Here is a 21,919-nt window from a genome sequence, read left to right as displayed (position 1 = left end):
CGCCCCCAAAAAGACAAGAGATGCTCTCGCGGGGCTTCATAGCAGCGTTAAGCGTATGGCCGCAATCAGAACAGGTTAGCCACACGCTCCACGCTACCGGCATTTAAAAGATTACGAAATCTCCCGAACTTGCGAGGGGAACACCGCTTTCGGTTTATCGCCAGGGAGTGGATGGAAGAACACCTATCTGCCCGTGCACGAGCTCGACGAAGATGGCGATGTTGATGGGAGTGCCTGAGCCGCGCTATTCTTGGTAAGCACCGACGAGCGAACATCAAATGGAGCATCAGCATGCCAAGCCTCGCGCAGATGACTGGTTCACTGAATATCCACAATTTCTATATCGGGAAGTTAAAAGCTAAGCAGGAGCAGCTTTTCGACAGAGACCCTGAATTGGCGATGCTTCTCGACAACGTGGCGGCCGTTCTTTCAGAGCACGCAGTGGCGTTGGCCGAAGACATCGCTGACATGGATGACGACACGTGAGGCTCGAGCCGATGCTCGACTGGACGGAGGATGCTTCGGGAAGACCAATGAATGGGCTGGGGCGCTCGCCTGACAATCAGGTGGCTCCAAAACCTAATGTGTCAATTTTCTTGTTTTCGATGATTATCTGCTCGGCGATCTTACCGGGGAGCTTCTGAAGCAGATCTTCGGTCCGCATGATTCTTTCCCATTCCTGTCGATATTCTTGCTTGAGTTCCTCGCTGTCGACTTTATCAACGTCAGGCGCCTTGATCGCATATGGATTGCGGTCGAACTGCGGAGTTGCCTCTAAGTCGCAAGCTTCTTCGAATAGATCCCGAACGTTCGCTGCGATGCCGCTGCGAATTTCCTTCAAGACGTGCCTGTTCGACCAGTGATGCTCACGCCAATTCTGGGTTATTTCTCCGGTCTTCGACCTAGTTAACCGCGCCTGCAACTCGCTTGAGGCCAGATCGAAGATAGCCTTGGTTTGGTCCAGGTTTTCGACCCATTGCTCCAGCCTTTTACTCTTCGCAAGTGCTCTGGCGGACTGCCTGCCTCTGGTTGCATCCCCTTGAAGTTTTTCAAATTCTACGTGGTGAACCGTCACGTATCCGACCGGTGGAAGGTCGGCCAGGGCCTCAGACCACAGGCGATATGGGACGATAAATAAACAACGCGCTGTGAAAATTATAAGTGCACCCAACAGAATGAAGCTTGCTTCCCATGCCTTATCTTTCATCAATCCTGTCTGGTGAAACATGCGGGCAACAACGATAAGAAAAACAACCTGAAGGGTCGTCCACATCACATTTTTAAACGATCCGAAAGAAGTCGTCCAACTGCGGCGGAGTATCCGACGCCAAAAGCGAAGATAGTTCATGAAACATCCGCCAACAATTATGCTATCTGTTACTATGCCGTGTGGGTGAAGATTTCTGCAAGTGTTATGCAGTGTTTAACTAACCCAATTCACAGACCTGCGCCCCATCCATACGATCACGGAGCCCTTTGAAAGAGGCGTGGCGCAGCTTCCCGTCATGCGTCCAGGCTCGGTATTCGATCTCGGCGACGAGTTTCGGTTTGATCCAGATCAGGTTCTTGCGTCCGCCGGAATCTCTCACTGCAGGCGCCGACACCTTAATCTTGTCCATCGCCCGCGAAGCTCCAACGCCTGGTTTGCCTTGAAGCCAGTTCCAACCGATCCGACATAGACCAGCTGGCCCTCTCTCCGCGCAGCCAGCAGCAGCGCGCGAATGTTCCTGAACGCCGAGCTTGACCTCTGATAGCCAACGATGGCGAAGCTGTCGCTCTGAATGCATTTGATCTTCAGCCAGTCGCCGTACCTACCGCTGCGATAGGTGCTGTTCCGATCTTCGGCATGGATGGCAGCCATGGCCGTTTCCAGGTCTTCCAGCGCCACACGGGGAAGATGCTGAGGAAGGGAGCCGCGATTGCTCGCTCGTGGTTTTGAGACCTTAGTCCCGGCAGGAGCGTCTGCCTCATCCTCGTTGAAGAGGTGATCGAGCCGGGAAGCCTGATCTGCGCCTGCGGCGGTTGCCTGCATCGCATCGGCGAGGATGTTTCCGAGCGTCTGGACGTGGTCCCGGCGCAGTTCCGTGTCATCGTCACGCGTCGTCCCAAATATGCATGCCGTGCCTGCACCGACGGTGTTGTTCAGGCTCCGGCTCCGGCACGGTTGATCCAGGCAGGCCTGCCGACGGAAGCGACCGTCGCCCATGTGCTGGTCTCCAAATATGCCGATCATCTTCCGCTTTACCGCCAGGCCCAGATCATGAGCCGCCAGGGCATCGATCTCGACCGCTCCACGCTTGCCGACTGGGTCGGCCGGGCAGCGTTCGAATTGCGTCCCGTCTTCGATGCACTGATTGCCGACCTGAAGCGCTCAACCAAGCTGTTCATGGACGAGACCCGTGCGCCGGTTCTCGATCCTGGCTCGCGCAAGACCAAGACCGGATACTTCTGGGCGCTGGCGCGGGATGATCGACCATGGGGCGGCGGTACTCCACCGGGCGTGGCCTTCACCTACGCTCCCGGTCGAGGAAGCGTTCATGCCGAACGGATATTGCAGGGCTTCTCCGGCATCCTGCAGGTCGATGGCTATGCCGGATACAACAGACTGATCGCACCAGAGCGCGTTGGGCCGGACATTCGGCTTGCCTATTGCTGGGCACACGCCCGTCGCAAGCTGTTGGAGATCACCCGCAACGGAATAGCACCCATTGCCGAGGACGGCGTCAAATGGATCGGAGAGCTTTATCGGATCGAAAGTGAACTGCGCGGCCTTGATCCGGAGGCTCGTCTCGCCGGGCGACAGGAACGATCAGCCCCACTAATTGCCGACATGCAGACCTGGCTTGTCCATCACCGCGCACGCGTCGCGACGAAGTCCCCGCTCGGCGAGGCCTTGGCCTACATCGCCAAATACTGGGATGGTTTGAAGCTGTTTCTGACCGACGGCCGCATCGAGATCGACAACAACTGCGTCGAGCGGACCATCCGGCCGATAGCCCTCAATCGCAAGAACGCACTCTTCGCAGGGCATGACGCTGGAGCAGAGAACTGGGGGACTATCGCCTCCCTCATTGAGACCTGCATGTGTGGATGGCTCCCGTGATGCAAGAGGCTTATTTGACTGATGCGCGAAAGTCGGCGGCTTGCATGTGTCCGGCCTACATAAAGGCGGCACATCTCGCCGCCGGCCCAGATGAGATTCGCGGATCGGGTCCATAACAAACTGACGCGCTCGAAGCGCCTACAGGTCTACTGGGTGTCCCGATCTCGTCTATCAACTGTCGCGTCATCTTCCCATTCAGCGCCGTTGCACCACAACCGCCAGCACCCGGCTGATCCTGGCGATCGATACTTATGCCGGTCGGTAGGTCTCCTCGCGCGTCATCACCGCCCAAATGATCCTTGCCATTTTGTTTGCCAAGGCAACGGCCGCGAGTTTGATCGGCTTGCGAGCGATAATGCGCCCCAGCCAACTTTGAGCGAAGTTCTGCTTACTCCTCGACCAGCGTATCGTAGACATCGCGCCGATGACCAGGAGACGTCGGATGGTGCGATCACCCATCTTGGTAATACGGCCCAACCGCTCTTTGCCACCGCTTGAGTTCTGACGTGGCACAAGCCCAAGCCATGCGGCGAAGTCGCGTCCCGATCGAAAACCGCTGATGTTCGGCACTCCAGCCAATATGGCACTGACGGTGATTGGGCCGACGCCTGGGATGCTGAGCAATCTGGCGGATTCAGGCTCTTCGCGGCAATTCTTCCGCATCTGAGCCTCGAGAGCATTGATGCGCGCATCCAGGGCTACGAACTGGTCGACTAGGATACTTAGAGGCTCTCGGACCGCATCCGGGATCGGCGTCTTCGGATCGGATATCCGCTGGATCAGCGAACCGACATGTTGAGGACCAGCGGGCGCGATCACACCGAACTCAGCCATATGACTGCGGATCGCATTGATCAACGAAACGCGCTGCCGCGAAAGAAGTTCGTGTGTGCGATGAAGGACGCGCGACGCCTGTTGCGCCAGCGACTTGATTGGAGCTGTGCGAACCGCCGGTCGCGTCACTGCTTCGCAGATGGCCGCAGCGTCCGCTGCGTCGTTCTTTTGCCGCGCGACGTAGGGCTTCACGTACGAAGCGGGGATCATTCGGGCGTCATGGCCAAGAGCACGAATCTCGCGTGCCCAGTGATGCGACGAGGCGCATGCCTCCATGCCGACAACACAAGGCGGCAACTTGGCGAAGAAGCTGAGCACCTCCTCGCGGCGAAGCTTCTTCTGAAGAACAGGGCGGCCTTTTGCATCCGCCCCGTGAACCTGAAAAACCCGCTTTGCCAGATCAAGCCCGACCGTCGTTACTTCGCACATGGATGACATCTCCCCTTAGAGCGATCATCGCGACCGCTCTTTCACTATGGCGCCGGACGAGGGAGCCATCCACCTCATCAAACTCAACGCTGTCGATCCGCAGTCCTATCTGACAGCCACGCTCACCGCCATCGTCAACGGGCACAAACAGAGCCAGATCGACAAGCTTCTGCCGTGGCAGTTATCCTGCCTTACCTAACAGTTCCGCAACGCATTAGGCTCAAAAGTCATTCTGGACGCGGTTTACTCATTTCAATAATTCATTTTTTCTGGCGTAATTGTCGCGTGCGAGGATGAACTCCCGGCTCCAGACATCAATGGCATGATAGCCGCGATCCAGCATTTCCTGGATAGAAGTGTCTGAGTCTATCTTATCGACTCGAACCCACTGATTGCGAGGGTATTCCGGCCCAAAAGCGTTGATAAGTTGCGTCATGATGGTCGCGTAGTGGAGCACTTCCATTGCCTGCAACGCATCCCGAACAATAGGAGCCAAAGCGCCGGATGAGTTTTCGAAGAACTGAGGAAGGCCGCCATTGGCGACTTCCCCGTCGAAAATAACCGTAGCGTAAAGATAGACATAAGGCAGTCCTAACCGCTCGACCGTCCCCGGAATAAGCTCGTCTTCAATTGAAATCCCGCGCTCTGCCTGCTCAATCCCTTGTTTAAGGAGCCAGTCATCGAGCGAGCCAAGATCATTGTATGGCGCTGTCATGATGACTCCCAACTATCCAACCCACTTACGTGAGGGTGTTGATACGATCAAATCGCGAAGCCTGCAAACGGCTATAGTTACTGTGCCCATTAAAGCCGCGATTATTGTAAAGGTGAGAGCAGCACACCGCTTACAACGGACCGGCCACTCGGCAACATCTACCGAACGAATGGGGAAGAAATCGGCAAGAAGTACTTAATGAAGGCTTCGCCAGGACGTGGAGCCCGAAGCGGCTGAACGACTGGTGCGACTGATTAAAAATTCTGTCGACGCGGAACAATAACCTTAGTTGATCGTAAATCTATGGGCCGCGCGGAGATTTGTCTTACCACAGCCACTCGACACTTCGATGTGCGACCCACCTCAACCTTAGCCCCGCTACGAAGCGGGGTCCTTTTTTCCCCATTGACAGACGACAATACTATTACTGTACAGAATTGTACCGGAACTAGTGTCACACAAAAGTGTTTACTTGGCTCGGAGCGGATCGCGAAGGGAGCCTCCTGTCTCCAGCAGCACACCCCATGCAATCTTCGCGATCCGTTCCTCTCCTGCCGGCCTTGGAGCCGTTAATTTGGCCGGAACCGTAAGGAACTTTTCCGGCTATCTACTGTTAGGCCGGAAGGATCGCACAGGCGCCCCATGGTGGGGCGGTCCGCTTCCCTCTTTCTTCCTGTGCGGTCCGCCTTTCCAGAAATCGCCCCGCTTCGGCGGGGCCTCAAGAAGGTCTGCACCGACCAAAGTGCGAAAACGCTGGCAAGATTATCGTGAGGATTCCAGGTAGCTATCGCCGCGCAGAAGGTCCAGCCAGGCCTGCGACAGTTTTTCCGCGCCTGTGCCCCCGATATGGCAATCGTCGTAGCGGTCGTCACTATCGAGTAACGCGTCGGAATCTACGCCTTCTCGGATACCGTGGCCGCTTTTTGACAACGCCAGTTGCGCCCGCACTATAGCGTTGTCCGGAATATGCTCCTTGAAGCCGCCGTTGCTCGGTTCGAGGCATTTCGATGCGATCGAAATGTGAACCGGTGCTTCGACGCCGTGCTGACGCAATGTGTCAACCATCGACATGAAACGGTTCTGGTAGGCCTCCGCAGTGGTGCCCAGAACGAGGTCCGCCTCTCCTTGCACCCAGAGAACATTCGTTATCCGATAACCGGAATCCTGAAGCTGTTTCACGGTATCGACCAGCACAGGATTGAGGTCACCGCCTTTCGCCCATCGCGCGACCTCAGATCCGGAATATGCGAGAGGTGCGAGGATAACGCTGTCATTTTGTCCCGATGCGATCAAATTGTTCCCAAGCAGCGTCCAGTACTCTCCCTTGGTATCGGTCGATCCAAGAAGTGGCGAGGCGGCGATGAAGCAGCGTTTGTCAAAGGCGTTTACAACGCGAGCGCCATAATTTGACCTGTGCCGTTGTCCACCGTCGTTGGCCGCGTTCGATTGGCCAAGAACGAGTAAGACAGCAGTTCGATCAGTTTGAGTCGGGCAGGTCACAAGCGTTTTTGATTCATCCCCGATGAGTCGTTCCTTGTCGTCGAAGGTATAGCGGCTCGGAGCTGCCGCCTTCTCTCCGGCTCCCATTTTCTTCAACGCGGAAAGTTGTGGCCAAGGAAAAATCTCGCGTCTCGCGCTCATGCCGCCGAGAAAGTACATGGCAATCAAGGCAGCCAGGCCGGCCGCTATTATTTTACGCATGTTGTCACCCTTTACTCATGATACGCTGACTAATCGAAGCTGGTCCAGACACTGTTCTTTTGCCGTAGCCACATCTGCTTGCACTGGCATGATTAAGCGGCTGCCGAATGATACAAACTACTAGTCACGCGACTGTAGTCAATTTGTATTTTCGAGTAAAACAGGACAATGAGCCCTTGAGAACAAACTGTGGCCGCGCGCAACGCAGCCTGCTAGAAGCACCCCTTCCTCATCCCCGCGGCGGACGTATGGAACGAAACCAGGAAGCGGAGTTCCTCGCGATAAAAAACTTTCGGAACGGGAACAATTGGCTCCGCCGATCGTAAGACATCGGGCCGTGCGGAGATTGTCATGGCAGCCTACCATACACTTCAATATGCGGCCCGCCGAACCCAAACTAGCCCCGTCTTCCAAAGGCGGGGCTTTTTTGGCATTTGGTTTCGGCCAACCCGGGATCGACACCAAAAATTCTTCCGCCCCGTGGAACAAATGGCGGGTGTTGATCGTAAGAGCGTTAGGCCGTGCGGAGATTTGTTATAACTCCAGCCTGACACTTCGCCGTGCGGCCGGTCGTAAACCTCAGCCTAGCCCCGCTCTAAAGCGGGGCTTTTTTGAACGGTGGAATTGCATGGTCGGCCAAAACATGGTCGATAGACGGATGCGATGGCGGCCGACAAGGATCGATGACACCACGCCGCAGATGGACAAATGCTGCGGTGTTAAGCCGAGGTTACACCATGGCCTCCCACTAACGCAGATCTCCTGTCCGAGATGCGGAGAGACGATCTCCACCGAGCCAGCACCGTTCTTTCGCGACGACGCCACTCAGCGCGAGCACGAGACCTGGCGTGCGGTAGCAGTATGGAACAAAGTGGATTCGAGATGATTGCCGGCCTGATCCTATGCGCGTCGCTCACGGCCGTCGACGGCGACACGGTGAAATGCGATGGGCAGAACATGCGACTACTGGGGGAAGGTGTTCCGTTCGTCTCTGGCATTGATACGCCGGAGATCGGAAGCCATGCAAAGTTCATGAAGGAACGGAAGCTGGCGCTGATCGCCAAGGGGAGATTGAAAGAGCTTTTAGCTGAAAAAGGATTGCGGATCGTCCTAAGCGGCGCTGTGGACAAGACGCCTACGCACCGCCCGCTCGTCAACATCTATCGAACGAACGGGGAAGAGATCGGGAAGAAGCTGCTCAAGGAAGGGTTCGCCAAGACGTGGAGCACGAAGCAGCGCAACGACTGGTGTGATTAACCGGTGGAGAGAGACGTAATCATCGATGGTGACGATACCATACCGCATCCGGACCTATGCTGCGGCATCGAGCCAGACGCCGTCTATGGTCCTGCCTCGGTCATATCCTGCCAGAAATGCAGGGAGACTGCAGCCGTCGACACGCCGCCATTTTTCCGCGACGCCGCCAGGCAGCGTGAACACGAGGCCTGGCGGGCAGTCTTGGCGTGGAACGCTAGGCCGATCCTTAGCGGGGAGCCTTGATAGGTGCAGAAAACTCTTCACTGTCCTGCGCGAAAATCGACCAGAGATCGCATCGATGGGTCCGCCATTAATCGCCGCGTCACATAATCAGAGCCCGAGAATGTTAGGTGGCCATAGTCCCATGCCGTCAAATCGTCGTGACGGTCTCCCAATTTCGTGAGACATCCTTCATCACTGCACAGGGATTCGAACGCGGAAAAGTACTCGACATTCATCTCTTGGGCGAGCTCCCGCATTTGCCTGTCAGTCTTTGCCACGCTGTCATTCAGCTCTGTCCGAAGTCGATCTGGAACGGTATGTGACGGGCTTTCATTGAAGGAATCTAGCAGGATTTTCGGCAGTGACGGTCGCCAGTGCGGCACCGGCCCGATAAGCACGATATGGCCAACGCCTTCGGCTTTCAGCTTTTCTAACGTCGGGCGCAGATTGGCGAAGTCGGGATTGTCGACGTATTTCGTCCAGTCGGCCGAGACAACCAGAGTGCGCGGTTTCAGCGAAGAAATCTGATCAAAGCCAAATTGATTTATCTCCGGGCAGTTTGCTCTTCCCGCTGACTTGAAGCCAATGATTGGCGGGCAAGACGCTGCGTTGAATTGTCCAAGGGGAAAATGCCTCTCGGAGCTTGCCTTCAGCAGGCCGGGGTAGAAATGGGCAGCGTGAGAATCTCCCCACAATACGACCCCGCCGGCTGCCCCGCACTCCGATCGAAAATCGTTAGGCCCTTGGTCTGGCCGCAAGAAGCAGGAACCAACACGATATCCGGCCGTATATTGCGGGTATTTGTAATCCGCCAGAAATTGAACAACCGCGGGGAAGCGGCCAACGAAACCGCCTTGCTGTACCGTCGCAAGACCAGCGGCCAGAATTACGACGGCACCAGTTGCAAGCGGCTTGACCGCCGAGCGCCGGAAGCTGCCAAACCGAACTTTCTTCTCCAGAAACTCGTATGTCGCCCACGCCAACAGGAAGGATGAAGCCACGAGCAATAGCCGAACGACCAAGCTTGGCTCGCCGTTTGCTGCGGTCCTGGCGAACGCCAGAAGGGGCCAATGCCAGAGATAGAGGGGATAGCTGATCAGGCCAATGCCAACCGCGACACGATTGGAAAGGAAATAGCGGTTCACCCACGCCGAGGCGCCGGCCGAGATGAGGAGAGCCGCCCCTATGGTGGGTGGAATCGCCCGCCAACCGGGGAACGAAGCCGAATTGTCGACAAGAATCAGCGTTGCAGCAATGAGCGCGACGCCGACCGATGCCTTGACCTGGTTCAATGGCATTGATCCAGGCTGTCCTGCGGTCGCCAACAGCGCGCCGAGCAATAGTTCCCAGAGCCGAGCATACGGGAGAAAGAACGTCTGCACGGGATCATGGGGAGTGATCAAAATATTGAGGACAAGCGAGATGATGCCAAGCAAGACTATGAGCTTGACTGTATTCATCCGACGTCGAGATGCGAAGGCAAGAAGCATCGGCCACATGACGTAGAATTGCTCTTCGACGCCAAGCGACCAGAGGTGTAGCTCGGGTAGAAGATCAGAAGAAGACGCGAAATAATCGGATGTGAGCCAGAAATAGATATTTGCCGCGAAACCAGCTCCGGCGGCGATCTGCGCGCCCAACGATTTGAACTCGTCGGCCGTCAGCATGAACCATCCCGCCAGCCAACTGGCAGCGAGCACGGTAACAAGGGCCGGGAAAATGCGGCGAATGCGCTTGGCATAGAACGTCGCGATGCTGAACGAACCCGAGCTGAGGTCGTTTAGGATGATCGAACTGATCAGGAAGCCGGAGATCACGAAAAAAATGTCGACGCCGACAAATCCACCTGGCAACCAACCGTGATCGGCATGGAAAATGACGACCGAAAGCACGGCGACGGCGCGCAGTCCGTCAATATCCGGCCTATATCCGATCTCGGCATGCCTGCTCGCGACCGAAGCGATCGCCACTCTCGCCAAATTCATACCTTGCCCTCGCTTCGCGGCGGCTAGCATGGAAGCGAGAGCAAATCAATGGACGGCGGGCATAATGGATGGATGACCCCGTGGCCCTATTTGTCACTAGGGCGCGCGAAACACTGGAAGTGGCGATCCGACCAATTCGGCTTGCGAGCGCTGCCACGACGACGGAGCTATTTTTCCGTGACCCGGCAACAAACTTTCCCACCAGATCACGATAGGAAGCTCGTGATGCTGATCCCGGAAATCAATCCGGCGATGAAAAGCGCGATCCCGAAACGCAGCAGGCTCGCATTCGCCACTTTCCCGTTGTCGACGTCCGGGGCCATGGCCACCAGAGCCGACGCGATCATCAGCATCCACGAGATGAACGGCGAGACTGGCGAATAGACCAGGCTGTCCGGCCGGTCGTACATGTCGAGGACGATCGCCCAGATCCTCTGCCAGAAGAGAATGACGAAGGTCAGGTAGACGCCGACGACCAGGAAGTTATACCCCTCCCTGCCCTCGCGCAGGGAATAGAAAGCGTCCTTGGTGTATCGGATGAGGACGGCGAAGATGGCGCCCAGCGCCAGACCGTAGGAAACCTTCGTCAATTGGTCCTGCCGCAGGAGCGCGAACAGCACCCAGAAGGAAAATATGGCGGCGAGGACGCCCCAAGCTGCCAGGCTCTTCTTGAACCTCCTCATCGTCACTGCTGCCCTTCTCTCATGCTCTTTAAAGCCTGCTCTGCAATCTGTTGCACACGGTGCCGCCGGCGCTCGAAGGTGACGGAGGCTTGCGCCAGTTCCGCCTGAAGCTCTCGCTTCTCCTCCTCGATCTGCTTGATCTGGTGATCAATCTTCGGCTTTCGGCTCAGCCACGAGGACAAGCTCATCCCTGCCTCCTGTCGAGGTTGCGCATCAACAGAGGGAGGACCGTGTCCATCGTGGTCGTCAGCTTCTGCACCAGCGGAAGAATGATTTTCAGGGTCTCGATGTTGGCCAACTGAGCTTCTTTAAGCTCGTTGTCGAAATCCTCACGGTCCTTGCTTCGGCCCTTACGCTCGTAGACGTAGAGGCCGGTCATGATCAGGGCCAGGACGCCGATCGGGCCTTGTGAGATGAGGTATGTGCCGATCTCGCTGCCGACTTGTTCCATTATTCCTACCTGCTACGGCGAAAAGCCTGCGCCTGTTTCGCGGCGTCGACGGCCGCCACACAGGCGGCGCGGCAGGATTCGCCGATGTTGCGGGCCGTCCGGTCGGCCGACCATCCGTTGAAGATCTCTTCCTGCGTCATGTCTCGATCCGGCTTCAGTGAGAGAGCGGGCGTCATCTTCCGGCATTCGGGCGGCAGAACGACCGCAACGGTCCGCCTGCCCGGCGTCCGGATCTTCCGCGACTCCAAGACCTCCTTCCGCTGATCGGAGCCTTCCATGAACGACGTAGCAATCTCCAACGATCCGAACGTCCAGACGCTTCGGGATCAGATCGAGAAGAGGCTCGGCAGCTTTGCCGACGCTCTCCCATCCCACATCACGCCCGAGCAGTTCAAGGCGATCCTGATCCGCGCGGCAATGGGCGATCCGAATCTACTCATTGCTGACCGAGTTTCGTTCTTCGAAGCCGCCCTCGCCGCCGCCATCGACGGGCTCATTCCCGACAAGAAGGAAGGGGCGATGGTGGTCTATAACACCAAGATCAAGGGACAGAACGGCCAGAAGGACACCTGGATCAAGAAGGTTCAGTGGCTCCCGATGATCCGCGGCATCTTCACGAAGGTCTACAACACGGGCCAGGTGAAGAGCGCAACGGTCGGCATTGTCTACGGCAATGATCAATTTCGCGCCTGGACCGACGACGATGGCGAGCACCTCTTCCACGAGGAAGCCGAGGATCAGGACCGCAAGCTGATCCGTCGCTTCTACGCCCAGGTCATCATGAAAAACGGCGGCGTTTTCGTTGAAACGATGCGATTGATCGACATCGACAAGGTGAAAGCCACCTCGAAGTCGCCGGACAGCGGCCCGTGGGTCGACTGGTTTGAAGAAATGTCGAAGAAGACTGTCTTCAAGCGCCTTGCCAAACGCTTGCCCATCGCCCGCGAGATCGCGCAGGTCCTTGAGCGCGACAACTTCCTCTACGACCTGGCTGCGCAGGCCCGCGATATCACGCCGGCGGGAAACCGGCCGCGCGGTATCGCGAACCGTCTCGACGCCCTTGTCGGCATTACCGATCAGTCCGGCTCATCAATGCCGATGGAGAAGCTTGGGGAGAAGGAGAAGCTGCCTGCCGAGCGTAAGGACGCCAGCCGTAAGACCGAGCAGCGCCAGCAGAGGCGGGAAACCCGGCAGGATGCCGACCGGCGCCAGCCGAACGAGGGCGAAGGTGACCAGACCGGTGGCGCGCCAACGCAGGAGGAGTGGGACAGGCGTGCAGCGGAGGCAAATGAAGACGCCGCTCGAACCGCAGTTCCCAACGCCGAGCAGGAAGCCTCCGCATACCGAGCTGGGCGTGATGCCCGCTCGAAGGAGATGAGCCGCAAGGCAATTCCGGCCGAATTCAAAAAAGTGGAAGCGCTGACGGCCGCCTGGCTCGAAGGCTTCGATGCGGAGGGGAACTGATATGGATATCGCCCCTCTCTCCGTTCTCCGCCTTTGCGATACCGAAACGACTGGCTTTCCGCCCCGAGCCGAGATGTGCGAAATCGGTTGGGTCGACTTCGTTCTCTATCCGGATGGCTGGAGGATCGTAGGCGAACACCAAAGCCGGTTCGTCAATCCCGGTCACCCGATCCCGGCAAAGTGCACGGAAATCCACGGCATCACCGATGACATGGTTGTCGACGGCATGGATCCGAATGAGGCCCGCGCATTTCTATCGCGCGGCCCTGTGGTTCTCGGCGCCCACAATGCAGCGTTCGACAAGCAGTTTGTGCGTTCGGCCCTGCCGTGGATCTGCACGCTTGAGTGTGCTCGCCATGTCTGGCCGCAAGCGCCGAACCACAAGAATGAGACACTGAAGGAATTCCTGGGCATTACGGTCGATGGCGATGCACACCGCGCTGGCTACGATGCCGCCGTCTCTGCCGGCATCTTCTTGCAGCTGATCAAACACCTGACGATCGAGGAGATGCTTGCCCACTCCGACCCGGGCGCTGTCCCGCTCAAGATGCCGTTCGGCGTTCATAAGGGCAGCCGATTCACTGAAATTCCCGACTCCTACCTGAAATTCATTGTCGGCAGCGACATGCGCAAGGGCGTAAAGACCGCCGCTCAGAACGAGATCAATCGTCGGACCGCCGCGAAGCCGTTGGCACCCGCCGCTCGCCTCCGCTCAAGCTCCTGGGATCGGGGGTTCTAATGGAAAACTGGATCAAAATCCCTGGTTGGCCATACGAAGTCAGCAATCTTGGCAACGTCAAAAACCTTCGCACCGGCCGGATCGTTCGGCGCGATACGGCGGGCGGCAGCTGCCGCGTGACCCTGTCTCGCTCTGGTGACACGCGCAGAGTTTCGGTCGCGAGGATACCCCCATCAATCGCCGCACCAACGGAAAGAGCAACTGGAGCCACAAAGGAAAGCCCTGGACCTTCGATGCCGCCCGATCGGCGCTCGCTGACGAGCTCGACACCATGGGGGCGACGAATGTCGTGCTGTCGACGAACTACGAGCTGCGGCTGGACGGTGCGCCTCGTGCGGGCGCGCCCAGACCCGACGACACGGGGATCGCCGTATACTTCACCTACAAGAACCGACCGATGGTCATGGCGCGCGACGCTTTCGATCGCGCCGAGGAAAATATTCGCTCTCTCACGCTCGCCCTTCAGGCGCTGCGATCACTTGAGCGCCACGGCGGCTCGACCATGATGGAGCGCGCATTCGAGGGGTTCGCCGCATTGCCCGCGCCAGCCGCGATGAAGCCTTGGCGCGTTGTCTTCGGTTGGGACGACGGAGAACCGGCGACGGTCGGGGCAATCGAAAAGCGATTCCGCGAGCTTTCCAAGACCCGTCACCCCGATATGCAAACCGGCTCCCATGAAAAAATGGCCGAGCTCAGTCGCGCCCGTGCCGAGGCTCTGCAGGAGATCGGCGCTTGAGCAAACCTCCAAAGACCCCGGCCGAGTGGCTGACCTTCCTCGCCGGCCTCGCCGAGCAGCACACGCTGCAGACGATCACAACGGAAGGCGCGTTCCTTCAGCTCAGCCTTATCGAATTTCTCCGGTCAGCCGGATCTACCAGCACGTCGCCGCTCGACCTGCAGGCTGACCTGCTCACCCTGCTCCCCAGGTTCTGCAATGCCCTGCTTCAGGCCGAGCACGCCGGCGCGGCCTGCCGGACATGCTCCACCAACCTCGCCCACATGCTTTTTTCAGAGATCACGAGAGACATGAACGATATCGCCACGCGCCAAGACACCGGAGGCCTGCACTGATGGCGGGCTCCCTCAACAAAGTCTGCCTGATAGGCAACCTCGGCCAAGACCCAGAGATCCGCCGCACCCAGGGCGGCAATGCTGTCGCCAACTTCAGCGTCGCGACGTCGGAGAGCTGGCGCGATCGCAATACCGGCGAGAAGAAGGAAAAGACCGACTGGCACAACGTCGTCGTCTGGAACGAAGGCCTGGCCAAAGTCTGCGAGCAATATCTCCGGAAGGGCTCGAAGGTCTATATCGAGGGCAAGCTTCAGACCCGCAAGTGGCAGGACCAGGGCGGCGCCGATCGCTACACGACCGAAGTCATCCTGCAGTTCGACGCCAAGCTGATCATGCTGTCCGGCCGTGAGGACAGCGCCGGCGACAGTCGCCGTGATGATCGTGGTTCCGGCCGCGACGAAGGCCAGCGGCGCGGCGGCAACACCCGCGGTAACGACAATAGCGGCGGCTATGGCGGCGGCGGCTCCGGCGGCAACTTTTCCCGCGATCTGGACGACGACATCCCATTCGAAATGCCTTGGAGGTGACGATGAAGGACCTGACGGTTTCCGAACGCGTGGTCGTTCGAATGCTCGAGGCGGCATGGAGCGCCTACCTCACCCTGCCCCACGAACGAGACGACGAGGCCTTGGAGTTCCGGCGCAAGCTGGATGAGGCCGCCGCCGTCGTGAAGATGCGGCCCGCTCGCCGATGGGCTGCCGAAGCTGAGTTTGGGGGGAACCATGGCTGAGATCGCACTCACCATCGATGCCTCGCCGACCGATGTTTTCCCGGAACCGGCCTGCTCGTTCTGCGGCGCGTCCGCCGGCAACTGCCGGGTTCTGATCGCCAATCGTCTCCGGACGGCCTTCGTCTGCGAGATCTGCGCGCCGATCGTCGCCGCGCAGGCGCGCGACACCAACGCAAAACAAGACGAGAGACTGTCGTGACGAAGTCAGAAACTGACGTCTTTGCGGCCTTGGCTGCTCCATCCGCTGCCGACCGACGGCTGTTCGCCATCGGTCGCTCCATCGACCCTCACGATCCTGCCGTGCCGCGTCACGTAGAGCAGGACTGCCAGGGATATCGAAACCGTGAACCAGATGCCGAACGCCACGACGGGGATCATCAACGCCCTGCCATCGAGCGGCTGGGCATATCTCATTGCCCCGAAGGTGATGATCACAAGCGCGACCGAAAACAGGAAGTAGAGGATCCGGATCACCAGCCCCAGAAATCCGGGCTTCTGGACTCTCAGAACATTGCCGCAATGAACGCAGCTCATCGCGGTGCTGGAAACCTTTCCTTGACAGTCTCGGCAGGCCAGCAGCGCCATTTCACACTCCCTACTAACGTGGCACTCGCAGAAGATGGCCGACTTTATGTGGCGGAGCAATAGGATGAACGCTGTCGCTCAGAAATTGAAAGACCTCTCCCGCATCAATCGCCTCGGCGGCAAAGGCGCGCTGGCCGACGCGTTGGATGAAGCGGTCGAGCTGCTCACCGAAGCCGACGTGCTTATTCGGGATTTCCCCTTCCTGATCTTCCGCGCACCCGGATCGCGCTCGGTCGTTGGCGCCACGGAGACCGGCGAATACGCCTATCGCCTCGGCGAGTGGACGCGCCGGCGAGACCTTTTCCTGCAGAAGGGAACCAAGAAATGACCGCCATCCATGTCGATCGATATATGTTCAGTGTCGACGAAGTAGTCGCCGCCATCCTGCCGAATGTCGGCCGGGCGCGCGAGCTTGAGCTGCGCGTCGACGCCGACGGCTATGTCGTCATCGATGTCGTCGCCCCGGTCGCGCCGGCCGAGCGGCCAGATCAAAAGCAGGAGATGCCGGCTGACGATGACACGTTCCCCGCCGATCGGCCTTCGCAGGCCGCCCCGCCGCCCGCGAGCAGCGAACCTGGGCCGAAAGAGGAAGAGGCCCGCAGCCTTTGCCGGATCTCTCTGTTCCGTGCTTTCCTGGAAGTGAAGACTGAGGAGGCAGCGGTGAAGGTGCTGATCGAGCGTTGCCACGTGAAGGCCCTCGCTGATCTTGACCGCACCAGGTCGAATGGCATGAATTTACGCCACGTTGTTGAGGAGTTCGAAGCGTGGAAAATCACCTGAAGGCCGACGACGCCACCCCTCACCTCGCGAACTGCCGCTGCGGCTTCGAGCCGGTACCGGAATACGGACCGACCTCGATCGTCACCTGCCCCAATTGCTCGGAATTCGTTGCCATCACGACGCCTGCATTCTTTGCGCATCCGGTCAGACAGCGCGAAATGAGACATGGCGGGCCGTACTGGCATGGAGCGCGCAGCGTGCACCCGCCTGTGGAGATCGGGGATAATCATGGCTGATCGCTTTACACCCATCTCCATTGACGACCTCATCACACACGATCAGGTGCTTGAGCAGTATCCGTTCCTCAGCGCACAAATTTTGAACCGGTGGCTTCGCGAGGAGACAATTCGGTGCTTTAAAGGCAAGGATGGCAGGACGGTCTATCCGAAATCGGATCTGTCGGCTGCCTTGGACAAGGAAATGACATGCGGAAGGACCGAGGACAGCGAGGCCTCTTCGAATATCGCGACCAGTGGATTGGGCAAGAGCCCGGTCGACCAGGCTTCTATCGCTACTGGTACGAGGACGGAAGCCGACGTGTTAAGAGAAAAGCTCTCGATGCAGTCGATCTTCGGGAAGCAAAAGACGAACTCATCGAGCTCCTTGGGCGCGCGCCGGAATCAAGCAAAGCGCCAAGCCACGTCAGTCTCGCCGACGTCCTAGCCCATTATAAGGATCACTACGCGGAGCCGAAGGGCTATAGTCAAATGGCCGCCGCCCGCCGCGCGGCCCAACTCGTTCTGCAGGCACTACTGACTTTTATACCCTCACCGACGGTTGCCGATTTGACAAGGACGAACCAGCGCCGTGTGTGGACGCACATGGCGCGAGAGGAAGAACTCAGCGCAAAATCGATCATGACCTATATGATCTCCGTGCGAGCCGCCATCAATTATGCCGCTGTTCCGCAGATCATCATGATAGCTGGCGAAGAGCAGGAGGTGCAACTGCTCGACGCTCCAGTGTCCATATTCTGCAATCAGGAAGAAATCGCTGAGCACATCGGCGGGTCGGTCTCGACTGGCCGCGAATATATCCCGACGTTCCAGGATCTGGGGCGGTGGATAGACGCGATCGAGGAGGAGGATGATTTCCGCTACGTCATCATCGCACTCAACACGTGCGCTCGAAACGAGGCGATCTTCGACCTCCGCATCTCGAAGCAGTGGAACAGGGAGTTCGGGACAATCGACTTGAACCCTGTTGGAAGGCGCCAGACCAAAAAGCGCCGTCCGGTCATTCGAGCAACCACAAACATCGCCGCATGGTTGGAACACTGGGGGGACGATCGTCCGGTTCGGCAGTATCAGGACACTGTGGAGAAGCGCCTAAACAAGCTCGGCAAGCCGACCGTCGCGGAAGACGGCACCATCATCGACATCGGCCTCGATATGCCGGAAATGACCTGCTACACCCTGCGGCACTTCATGGCGACGAATATGCGTCGCGCCTCCTTCCCTGTGTCCAGAGAGCAGCGCTCGAAGTGGCTCGGCCACAAGGTCAGCGAGGGCTCGTCGACGACAGACTGGTACGAGAAGTTCGACCCGGATTACCTCGAGCAGCCCATGCGAGCCACTGAGGAAATCATCGCGAAGCTGCAGAAGCACACGAAGCGGCGGCTGTTTGCACCGAGCACCAAAGCCAATGGCAAGGTGCGGGTGATCGAGGGTGGAAATCTGTGAGAGCACCGTGAGAGAAAAACACGGATGTTCTCCTGACGTTCTTGGTGGTTCTCAGCCTTTCCCCCCTGAATTGCCGGAAGTGGGTTCCATAAAAGGTGGTTTGGGACCAGAGGGTCGGGAGTTCGAATCTCTCCACTCCGACCATTTAATATCCCGATATTGTTGAATTCCTGGACAGTCGCAGCGCAGCTTGCGTGCTCGCGGTTGTACGCGCCGTTACTTCGCATTCTTCGTCGTCGTGGCGCTGACGATCCTGTCGCCCGGCTTGATTCCCAGTTTGGCGACGATGCCGGCATTGAGTTCGACGACGTATTTCACCGCGATCATCGAATCGATGATGTCGCGCGAATAGGGCACTGCCTTTTCCTTGATGTGGCGGATCGTGCCGGTGTCATCGGCAAAGAGCATATCGAGCGGCAGGATGGTGTTTTCCATCCACATGGTGACGCGCCGCGGCTCATCGAAATCGAAGATCATGCCGGCATCGTCGGCCATGACCTTGCGAAACATCAGTCCGCGGGCGCGCTGATCAGGGGTCGAGGCAATCTCGACGGTGAAATGCAGCACCTTGCCCGCAGCGGTCTGGATGAGCAGCGGCTCCTTGTCGAACCGCATTTGCTCCTCGGCCAAAGCCGGCAGCGCGACCATGAAAAAAAGCGCCAATATGGCGCTTCTGATGGCATGAAACAGGGTAAGGCTGCTCATATTAGTGAGACCGGCTGGCCGGGCTCGGAACGTCGGGATGGATCTCTGCGGCCATCAGGCCCTTTTCGCCGTCGCCGAAGCGGACAAGAACCACCTGGCCGGGGCGCAGTTCCGTCAGGCCGAAGCGGCGGAGCGTTTCCATGTGCACGAAGATATCTTCTGTGCCCTCGCCGCGCGTCAGGAAGCCGAAGCCCTTGGTGCGGTTGAACCACTTGACCAGCGCACGCTCGAGTCCGCTCGTCGCGGTGACCTGCACATGGGTGCGCACCGGCGGCAGCTGCGAGGGATGAATCGCGGTCGACTGGTCCATCGAGAGGATCTTGAAAGCCTGGTAGCCGCGCTCGCGACGCTGGATGAGTGCGACGATGCGCGTTCCCTCGAGGATCGTCTGGTAACCGTCGCGACGCAGGCAGGTGACGTGCAGGAGAACATCCTGCAAGCCGTTGTCGGGCACGATGAAGCCGAAACCCTTGGCGACGTCGAACCACTTGACGACGCCGGTGATTTCAACAAGATCGACTGGCTCTCCCGATAGCTCGTCGACGTCGGAGTATTCGTTCGATGAAATCCTATCAGCCATTGTCGCCAGCCCCTCGAATACGCGTCACACTGTTACGGTTAACTGATTCTTCAAATCAAGATTAACATCTTGGTAACGGATAAGCGCAAGTCCTAGTTTTCGGTTATTCCCAGCTGCACATTTTATAAAGATGACTTGCCCGAAGCTGACCTCGGCTTGCTGAAAAAAGCCAGCCCCAATAAAGGAGTAGATAGAATGCGTTATCTCCACACAATGGTACGCGTCAAAGATCTAGACGCCTCGCTCGCTTTTTACACCACGCTGTTCGGGCTGGAGGAGATTCGCCGCCACGAAAACGAGAAAGGCCGCTTTACCCTGGTTTTTCTGGCCGCTCGCGACGATCTCGACCGTGCGCGCAGCGAAAAAGCTCCCTGCCTCGAACTAACCTACAACTGGGACACGGAAGATTATAGCGGAGGACGCAATTTCGGCCACCTCGCTTATGAGGTCGACGATATTTACGCGACCTGCCAGAATCTGATGGACAACGGCGTTACTATCAACCGGCCGCCGCGCGACGGCAACATGGCCTTTGTGCGCTCGCCCGACGGCATCTCGATCGAAATCCTGCAAAAGGGCAGCCCGCTTCCGGCCGCCGAGCCCTGGGCCTCGATGGGCAATACCGGCGCCTGGTAAGGGTTTTCGCCGCAAGGCTTTTGCGAGGCTTGCGGCTTTTTCGATTTCGGGTCCGGCCGGCGCCTTGGCGCTTGCCGCGATCCAGCCCCGCAGGCAATCTCCTGGCGACTCGAGGCAGAAGAGAAGCGTTTTTCGCCGATTTTCCGCATCAACTGGAGACTTTCGCTTGCCTAACATGCAGATGCGGATGCCCGTAACGGGCGCTTTGCTGATCGCCACCTCGGTGCTGGCGCTGTCCGGCTGCGCGTCGGACAAGAAGGCGCTAGATTCCGTCGCAGCGGCTCCGGTAGCGCCGACCGCAGCACCACAGCTTGCCACGGCAACGGCTGCAAGCCCTGCCCCACGTTCGGTCTATACAGATCCCCGGCTCGTCAACGTCTCCGGCGCCCAGGGCGCGCCTCAGGTCGTGGCACAAGATCAGAATGCCGCCGTCCCGCCCGCCGGTTCGGCAACGGCAGCGCCCGCCAATATTGGCGGGCTGGTCCTGCAGTCGACCCGGATCAACGCGCAGGCGATGAGCATCTTTTCCGATCACCAGCCGGCGCCGCAGAACAACAGCACGTCCACCGTCATTCAGCCGCAGGCCTATGCGCCGGTGGAAGGTGCAGCGCCGGCGCGAAGCAGCGTCTACAGCCAGCCGCCCGCGCCCACACAGCCGGCAGAACCGGTGCTGCCGCAGCAATCCTCGCAGAATAGCGGCACGCAGCTTGCGCCCGTGCAAACGGCGTCACTGACGACGGGCAGCATTCCAGCCTCGACAATGAATGCGCTCTACAGCGCGCCGAAGCAGAACCTGCTCGGCAGTCTCTCCGGCCTGCTGCACAAGGCCGCCCTGCCCGGCATGACGCGTATCGCGCCGAATGGGCTGCATCTGCAAAACGACAAGGTCGAGGTCGGCTGCTTCAAGCCCGACCTCTTGAAAGTGATCAAGACGGTCGAAAGCCATTTCGGCCGACCGGTTATCGTCACCTCCGGCTATCGCGACGAGGAGCACAACCGCCTCGTCGGCGGTGCCGACGAATCGATGCACAAGAGCTGCGAGGCCGCCGACATCCAGATCGACGGTGTGACGAAATGGGATATCGCCGCCTATATCCGCTCGTTGCCGGACCGCGGCGGCGTCGGCACCTATTGCCATACGGATTCGGTCCACCTCGATACCGGCAAAACCCGTGACTGGAACTGGGGCTGCGGCGGCAAACGCGCGCCGCTGACGACCGCAAGAGCGATCTGACGGCCGCGCGCTTTTCGCATCACGTAAGGGCAGCGCCGCCTCGTCCTGTTCAAGAAATAACCGGCAGCCTATTGATTCAGCTTCAATAATCGGCGTCTGCAACGCAGCAGGATTTCTTGTCATTTTTTTGAAAGAAAACCGCATTTCCCGCTTGCGGGATTCAAAATGCCTGACTATAAGGGCGCCACCACGAAGGAAGCGCCCTTCGTCTATCGGTTAGGACACCAGATTTTCATTCTGGGAAGAGGGGTTCGACTCCCCTAGGGCGTGCCACTTTCTCTCCATATAGAAGCCATCGCATCCGCTTGCAGAAGCCGGCGCCCGCGCCTATTT

28 protein-coding genes, 1 tRNA gene and 6 pseudogenes are annotated in these 21,919 nt (G+C 58.5%); 22 read left to right on the top strand and 13 right to left on the bottom strand.

Going from position 1 to position 21,919, the window contains the following annotated elements:
• Window positions 1-147 precede the first annotated feature (147 nt).
• Window positions 148-238: pseudogene (locus U5G49_RS08755) on the top strand (CopG family transcriptional regulator); the annotation flags it as partial.
• Window positions 239-291: 53 nt separating this feature from the next.
• The gene (locus U5G49_RS08750) at window positions 292-486 is read left to right on the top strand and encodes a hypothetical protein (protein WP_246289454.1); all 195 of its coding nucleotides are present in this window, start codon (window positions 292-294) and stop codon (window positions 484-486) included.
• A gap of 76 nt (window positions 487-562) precedes the next feature.
• Here U5G49_RS08750 and U5G49_RS08745 read toward each other — a convergent pair whose 3' ends face one another.
• Together U5G49_RS08745 and U5G49_RS08740 are read right to left on the bottom strand one after the other, a co-directional pair.
• Entirely contained in the window at window positions 563-1,348 is a 786-nt protein-coding gene (locus U5G49_RS08745) for a hypothetical protein (protein ID WP_193446843.1), read from the bottom strand.
• Between the two features lie 79 nt (window positions 1,349-1,427).
• Window positions 1,428-1,861: pseudogene (locus tag U5G49_RS08740) on the bottom strand (ATP dependent DNA ligase); the annotation flags it as partial.
• Window positions 1,862-1,975: 114 nt separating this feature from the next.
• Here U5G49_RS08740 and tnpC point away from each other — a divergent pair.
• Window positions 1,976-3,082, top strand: a pseudogene (gene tnpC / locus U5G49_RS08735) (IS66 family transposase); the annotation flags it as partial.
• Window positions 3,083-3,352: 270 nt separating this feature from the next.
• Here tnpC and U5G49_RS08730 read toward each other — a convergent pair.
• Complete coding sequence (locus U5G49_RS08730) at window positions 3,353-4,366, bottom strand: IS110 family RNA-guided transposase (protein ID WP_193446840.1); 1,014 nt, start codon at window positions 4,364-4,366, stop codon at window positions 3,353-3,355.
• Between the two features lie 67 nt (window positions 4,367-4,433).
• Between U5G49_RS08730 and U5G49_RS37100 the strand changes: the two are divergent.
• Window positions 4,434-4,565, top strand: a pseudogene (locus tag U5G49_RS37100) (transposase domain-containing protein); the annotation flags it as partial.
• A 48-nt stretch (window positions 4,566-4,613) separates the two neighbouring features.
• On the opposite strand, the gene U5G49_RS08725 reads toward U5G49_RS37100, so the two are convergent.
• Window positions 4,614-5,081 carry a DMP19 family protein gene (locus tag U5G49_RS08725; RefSeq protein ID WP_193446839.1) on the bottom strand — a complete coding sequence of 156 codons (468 nt, stop codon included), beginning with the start codon at window positions 5,079-5,081 and terminating at the stop codon, window positions 4,614-4,616.
• 141 nt (window positions 5,082-5,222) lie between these two features.
• Between U5G49_RS08725 and U5G49_RS08720 the strand changes: the two are divergent.
• A pseudogene (locus tag U5G49_RS08720) lies at window positions 5,223-5,335 on the top strand (thermonuclease family protein); the annotation flags it as partial.
• 508 nt (window positions 5,336-5,843) lie between these two features.
• On the opposite strand, the gene U5G49_RS08715 reads toward U5G49_RS08720, so the two are convergent.
• Window positions 5,844-6,782: a sialate O-acetylesterase gene (locus U5G49_RS08715; RefSeq protein ID WP_284200591.1), complete on the bottom strand. Its 939-nt coding sequence runs from the start codon at window positions 6,780-6,782 to the stop codon at window positions 5,844-5,846.
• Between the two features lie 882 nt (window positions 6,783-7,664).
• On the opposite strand from U5G49_RS08715, the gene U5G49_RS08710 reads away from it, so the two are divergent.
• Window positions 7,665-8,039: a thermonuclease family protein gene (locus U5G49_RS08710; RefSeq protein ID WP_193444973.1), complete on the top strand. Its 375-nt coding sequence runs from the start codon at window positions 7,665-7,667 to the stop codon at window positions 8,037-8,039.
• 260 nt (window positions 8,040-8,299) lie between these two features.
• Here U5G49_RS08710 and U5G49_RS08705 read toward each other — a convergent pair whose 3' ends face one another.
• The 5 genes from U5G49_RS08705 to U5G49_RS08685 form a co-directional block, all read right to left on the bottom strand.
• Window positions 8,300-10,246, bottom strand: a complete 1,947-nt coding sequence (locus U5G49_RS08705) for an acyltransferase family protein (RefSeq protein ID WP_193444972.1) — start codon at window positions 10,244-10,246, stop codon at window positions 8,300-8,302.
• 206 nt (window positions 10,247-10,452) lie between these two features.
• The gene (locus U5G49_RS08700) at window positions 10,453-10,935 is read right to left on the bottom strand and encodes a hypothetical protein (protein ID WP_193444971.1); all 483 of its coding nucleotides are present in this window, start codon (window positions 10,933-10,935) and stop codon (window positions 10,453-10,455) included.
• A complete protein-coding gene (locus U5G49_RS08695; RefSeq protein ID WP_193444970.1) occupies window positions 10,932-11,117 on the bottom strand; it encodes a hypothetical protein in 186 nt (61 codons plus the stop codon). Before U5G49_RS08695 ends, U5G49_RS08700 begins: the two co-directional genes overlap by 4 nt.
• A complete protein-coding gene (locus U5G49_RS08690; RefSeq protein WP_193444969.1) occupies window positions 11,114-11,380 on the bottom strand; it encodes a hypothetical protein in 267 nt (88 codons plus the stop codon). The genes U5G49_RS08695 and U5G49_RS08690 overlap by 4 nt, the downstream gene beginning before the upstream one ends.
• A 5-nt stretch (window positions 11,381-11,385) precedes the next feature.
• A complete protein-coding gene (locus U5G49_RS08685) occupies window positions 11,386-11,520 on the bottom strand; it encodes a hypothetical protein (protein ID WP_281365505.1) in 135 nt (44 codons plus the stop codon).
• Between the two features lie 136 nt (window positions 11,521-11,656).
• Here U5G49_RS08685 and U5G49_RS08680 point away from each other — a divergent pair, with 136 nt between their 5' ends.
• The 8 genes and pseudogenes from U5G49_RS08680 (at window position 11,657) to U5G49_RS08650 (ending at window position 15,583) form a co-directional block, all read left to right on the top strand.
• Window positions 11,657-12,844 (top strand): recombinase RecT, encoded by a 1,188-nt coding sequence (locus U5G49_RS08680; RefSeq protein ID WP_193444968.1) that lies wholly within the window; start codon window positions 11,657-11,659, stop codon window positions 12,842-12,844.
• 1 nt (window position 12,845) lies between these two features.
• Window positions 12,846-13,583, top strand: coding sequence for a 3'-5' exonuclease (locus U5G49_RS08675; protein WP_193444967.1), 738 nt, complete (start codon window positions 12,846-12,848; stop codon window positions 13,581-13,583).
• A pseudogene (locus U5G49_RS37095) lies at window positions 13,583-13,651 on the top strand (NUMOD4 domain-containing protein); the annotation flags it as partial. The gene U5G49_RS08675 and the pseudogene U5G49_RS37095, both read left to right, overlap by 1 nt.
• A gap of 221 nt (window positions 13,652-13,872) precedes the next feature.
• A complete protein-coding gene (locus tag U5G49_RS08670; protein WP_246289114.1) occupies window positions 13,873-14,319 on the top strand; it encodes a hypothetical protein in 447 nt (148 codons plus the stop codon).
• The gene (locus tag U5G49_RS08665) at window positions 14,316-14,654 is read left to right on the top strand and encodes a hypothetical protein (protein ID WP_193444964.1); all 339 of its coding nucleotides are present in this window, start codon (window positions 14,316-14,318) and stop codon (window positions 14,652-14,654) included. Before U5G49_RS08670 ends, U5G49_RS08665 begins: the two co-directional genes overlap by 4 nt.
• Complete coding sequence (ssb, locus tag U5G49_RS08660) at window positions 14,654-15,181, top strand: single-stranded DNA-binding protein (RefSeq protein ID WP_193444963.1); 528 nt, start codon at window positions 14,654-14,656, stop codon at window positions 15,179-15,181. Before U5G49_RS08665 ends, ssb begins: the two co-directional genes overlap by 1 nt.
• Window positions 15,182-15,183: 2 nt before the next feature.
• Window positions 15,184-15,384: a hypothetical protein gene (locus U5G49_RS08655; RefSeq protein WP_193444962.1), complete on the top strand. Its 201-nt coding sequence runs from the start codon at window positions 15,184-15,186 to the stop codon at window positions 15,382-15,384.
• Window positions 15,377-15,583: a ClpX C4-type zinc finger protein gene (locus U5G49_RS08650; protein WP_193444961.1), complete on the top strand. Its 207-nt coding sequence runs from the start codon at window positions 15,377-15,379 to the stop codon at window positions 15,581-15,583. The genes U5G49_RS08655 and U5G49_RS08650 overlap by 8 nt, the downstream gene beginning before the upstream one ends.
• 5 nt (window positions 15,584-15,588) lie before the next feature.
• Here U5G49_RS08650 and U5G49_RS08645 read toward each other — a convergent pair whose 3' ends face one another.
• Window positions 15,589-15,969 (bottom strand): hypothetical protein, encoded by a 381-nt coding sequence (locus tag U5G49_RS08645; RefSeq protein WP_193444960.1) that lies wholly within the window; start codon window positions 15,967-15,969, stop codon window positions 15,589-15,591.
• A gap of 64 nt (window positions 15,970-16,033) precedes the next feature.
• Here U5G49_RS08645 and U5G49_RS08640 point away from each other — a divergent pair, with 64 nt between their 5' ends.
• Genes U5G49_RS08640 through U5G49_RS08620 form a run of 5 tightly spaced genes read left to right on the top strand, consistent with a single transcriptional unit; the run spans window position 16,034 to window position 18,431 of the window.
• Complete coding sequence (locus tag U5G49_RS08640) at window positions 16,034-16,297, top strand: hypothetical protein (protein WP_193444959.1); 264 nt, start codon at window positions 16,034-16,036, stop codon at window positions 16,295-16,297.
• Window positions 16,294-16,749 (top strand): hypothetical protein, encoded by a 456-nt coding sequence (locus tag U5G49_RS08635; RefSeq protein WP_193444958.1) that lies wholly within the window; start codon window positions 16,294-16,296, stop codon window positions 16,747-16,749. Before U5G49_RS08640 ends, U5G49_RS08635 begins: the two co-directional genes overlap by 4 nt.
• Window positions 16,734-16,985, top strand: a complete 252-nt coding sequence (locus U5G49_RS08630) for a hypothetical protein (RefSeq protein ID WP_193444957.1) — start codon at window positions 16,734-16,736, stop codon at window positions 16,983-16,985. The genes U5G49_RS08635 and U5G49_RS08630 overlap by 16 nt, the downstream gene beginning before the upstream one ends.
• Entirely contained in the window at window positions 16,978-17,412 is a 435-nt protein-coding gene (locus U5G49_RS08625) for a hypothetical protein (protein ID WP_193444956.1), read from the top strand. Before U5G49_RS08630 ends, U5G49_RS08625 begins: the two co-directional genes overlap by 8 nt.
• A gap of 44 nt (window positions 17,413-17,456) precedes the next feature.
• Window positions 17,457-18,431: a site-specific integrase gene (locus U5G49_RS08620; protein WP_193444955.1), complete on the top strand. Its 975-nt coding sequence runs from the start codon at window positions 17,457-17,459 to the stop codon at window positions 18,429-18,431.
• Between the two features lie 216 nt (window positions 18,432-18,647).
• Here U5G49_RS08620 and U5G49_RS08615 read toward each other — a convergent pair whose 3' ends face one another.
• Entirely contained in the window at window positions 18,648-19,136 is a 489-nt protein-coding gene (locus U5G49_RS08615; RefSeq protein WP_193444954.1) for a DUF192 domain-containing protein, read from the bottom strand.
• A 1-nt stretch (window position 19,137) separates the two neighbouring features.
• Window positions 19,138-19,716 carry a cold-shock protein gene (locus U5G49_RS08610; RefSeq protein WP_193444953.1) on the bottom strand — a complete coding sequence of 193 codons (579 nt, stop codon included), beginning with the start codon at window positions 19,714-19,716 and terminating at the stop codon, window positions 19,138-19,140.
• Window positions 19,717-19,911: 195 nt separating this feature from the next.
• On the opposite strand from U5G49_RS08610, the gene gloA reads away from it, so the two are divergent.
• The 3 genes from gloA (at window position 19,912) to U5G49_RS08595 (ending at window position 21,859) form a co-directional block, all read left to right on the top strand.
• Complete coding sequence (gene gloA, locus U5G49_RS08605) at window positions 19,912-20,352, top strand: lactoylglutathione lyase (RefSeq protein WP_018073425.1); 441 nt, start codon at window positions 19,912-19,914, stop codon at window positions 20,350-20,352.
• Window positions 20,353-20,518: 166 nt separating this feature from the next.
• The gene (locus U5G49_RS08600; protein ID WP_193444952.1) at window positions 20,519-21,586 is read left to right on the top strand and encodes a YcbK family protein; all 1,068 of its coding nucleotides are present in this window, start codon (window positions 20,519-20,521) and stop codon (window positions 21,584-21,586) included.
• A gap of 198 nt (window positions 21,587-21,784) precedes the next feature.
• Window positions 21,785-21,859, top strand: a tRNA-Glu gene (locus U5G49_RS08595).
• Window positions 21,860-21,919: the final 60 nt, after the last annotated feature.

The sequence above is a fragment of the Rhizobium indigoferae genome (assembly GCF_034554815.1).
GTDB classification, from domain to species: domain Bacteria; phylum Pseudomonadota; class Alphaproteobacteria; order Rhizobiales; family Rhizobiaceae; genus Rhizobium; species Rhizobium leguminosarum.
Note: the sequence above shows the minus strand (reverse complement) of the source record. Positions and strands in the feature narration are given on the sequence as shown.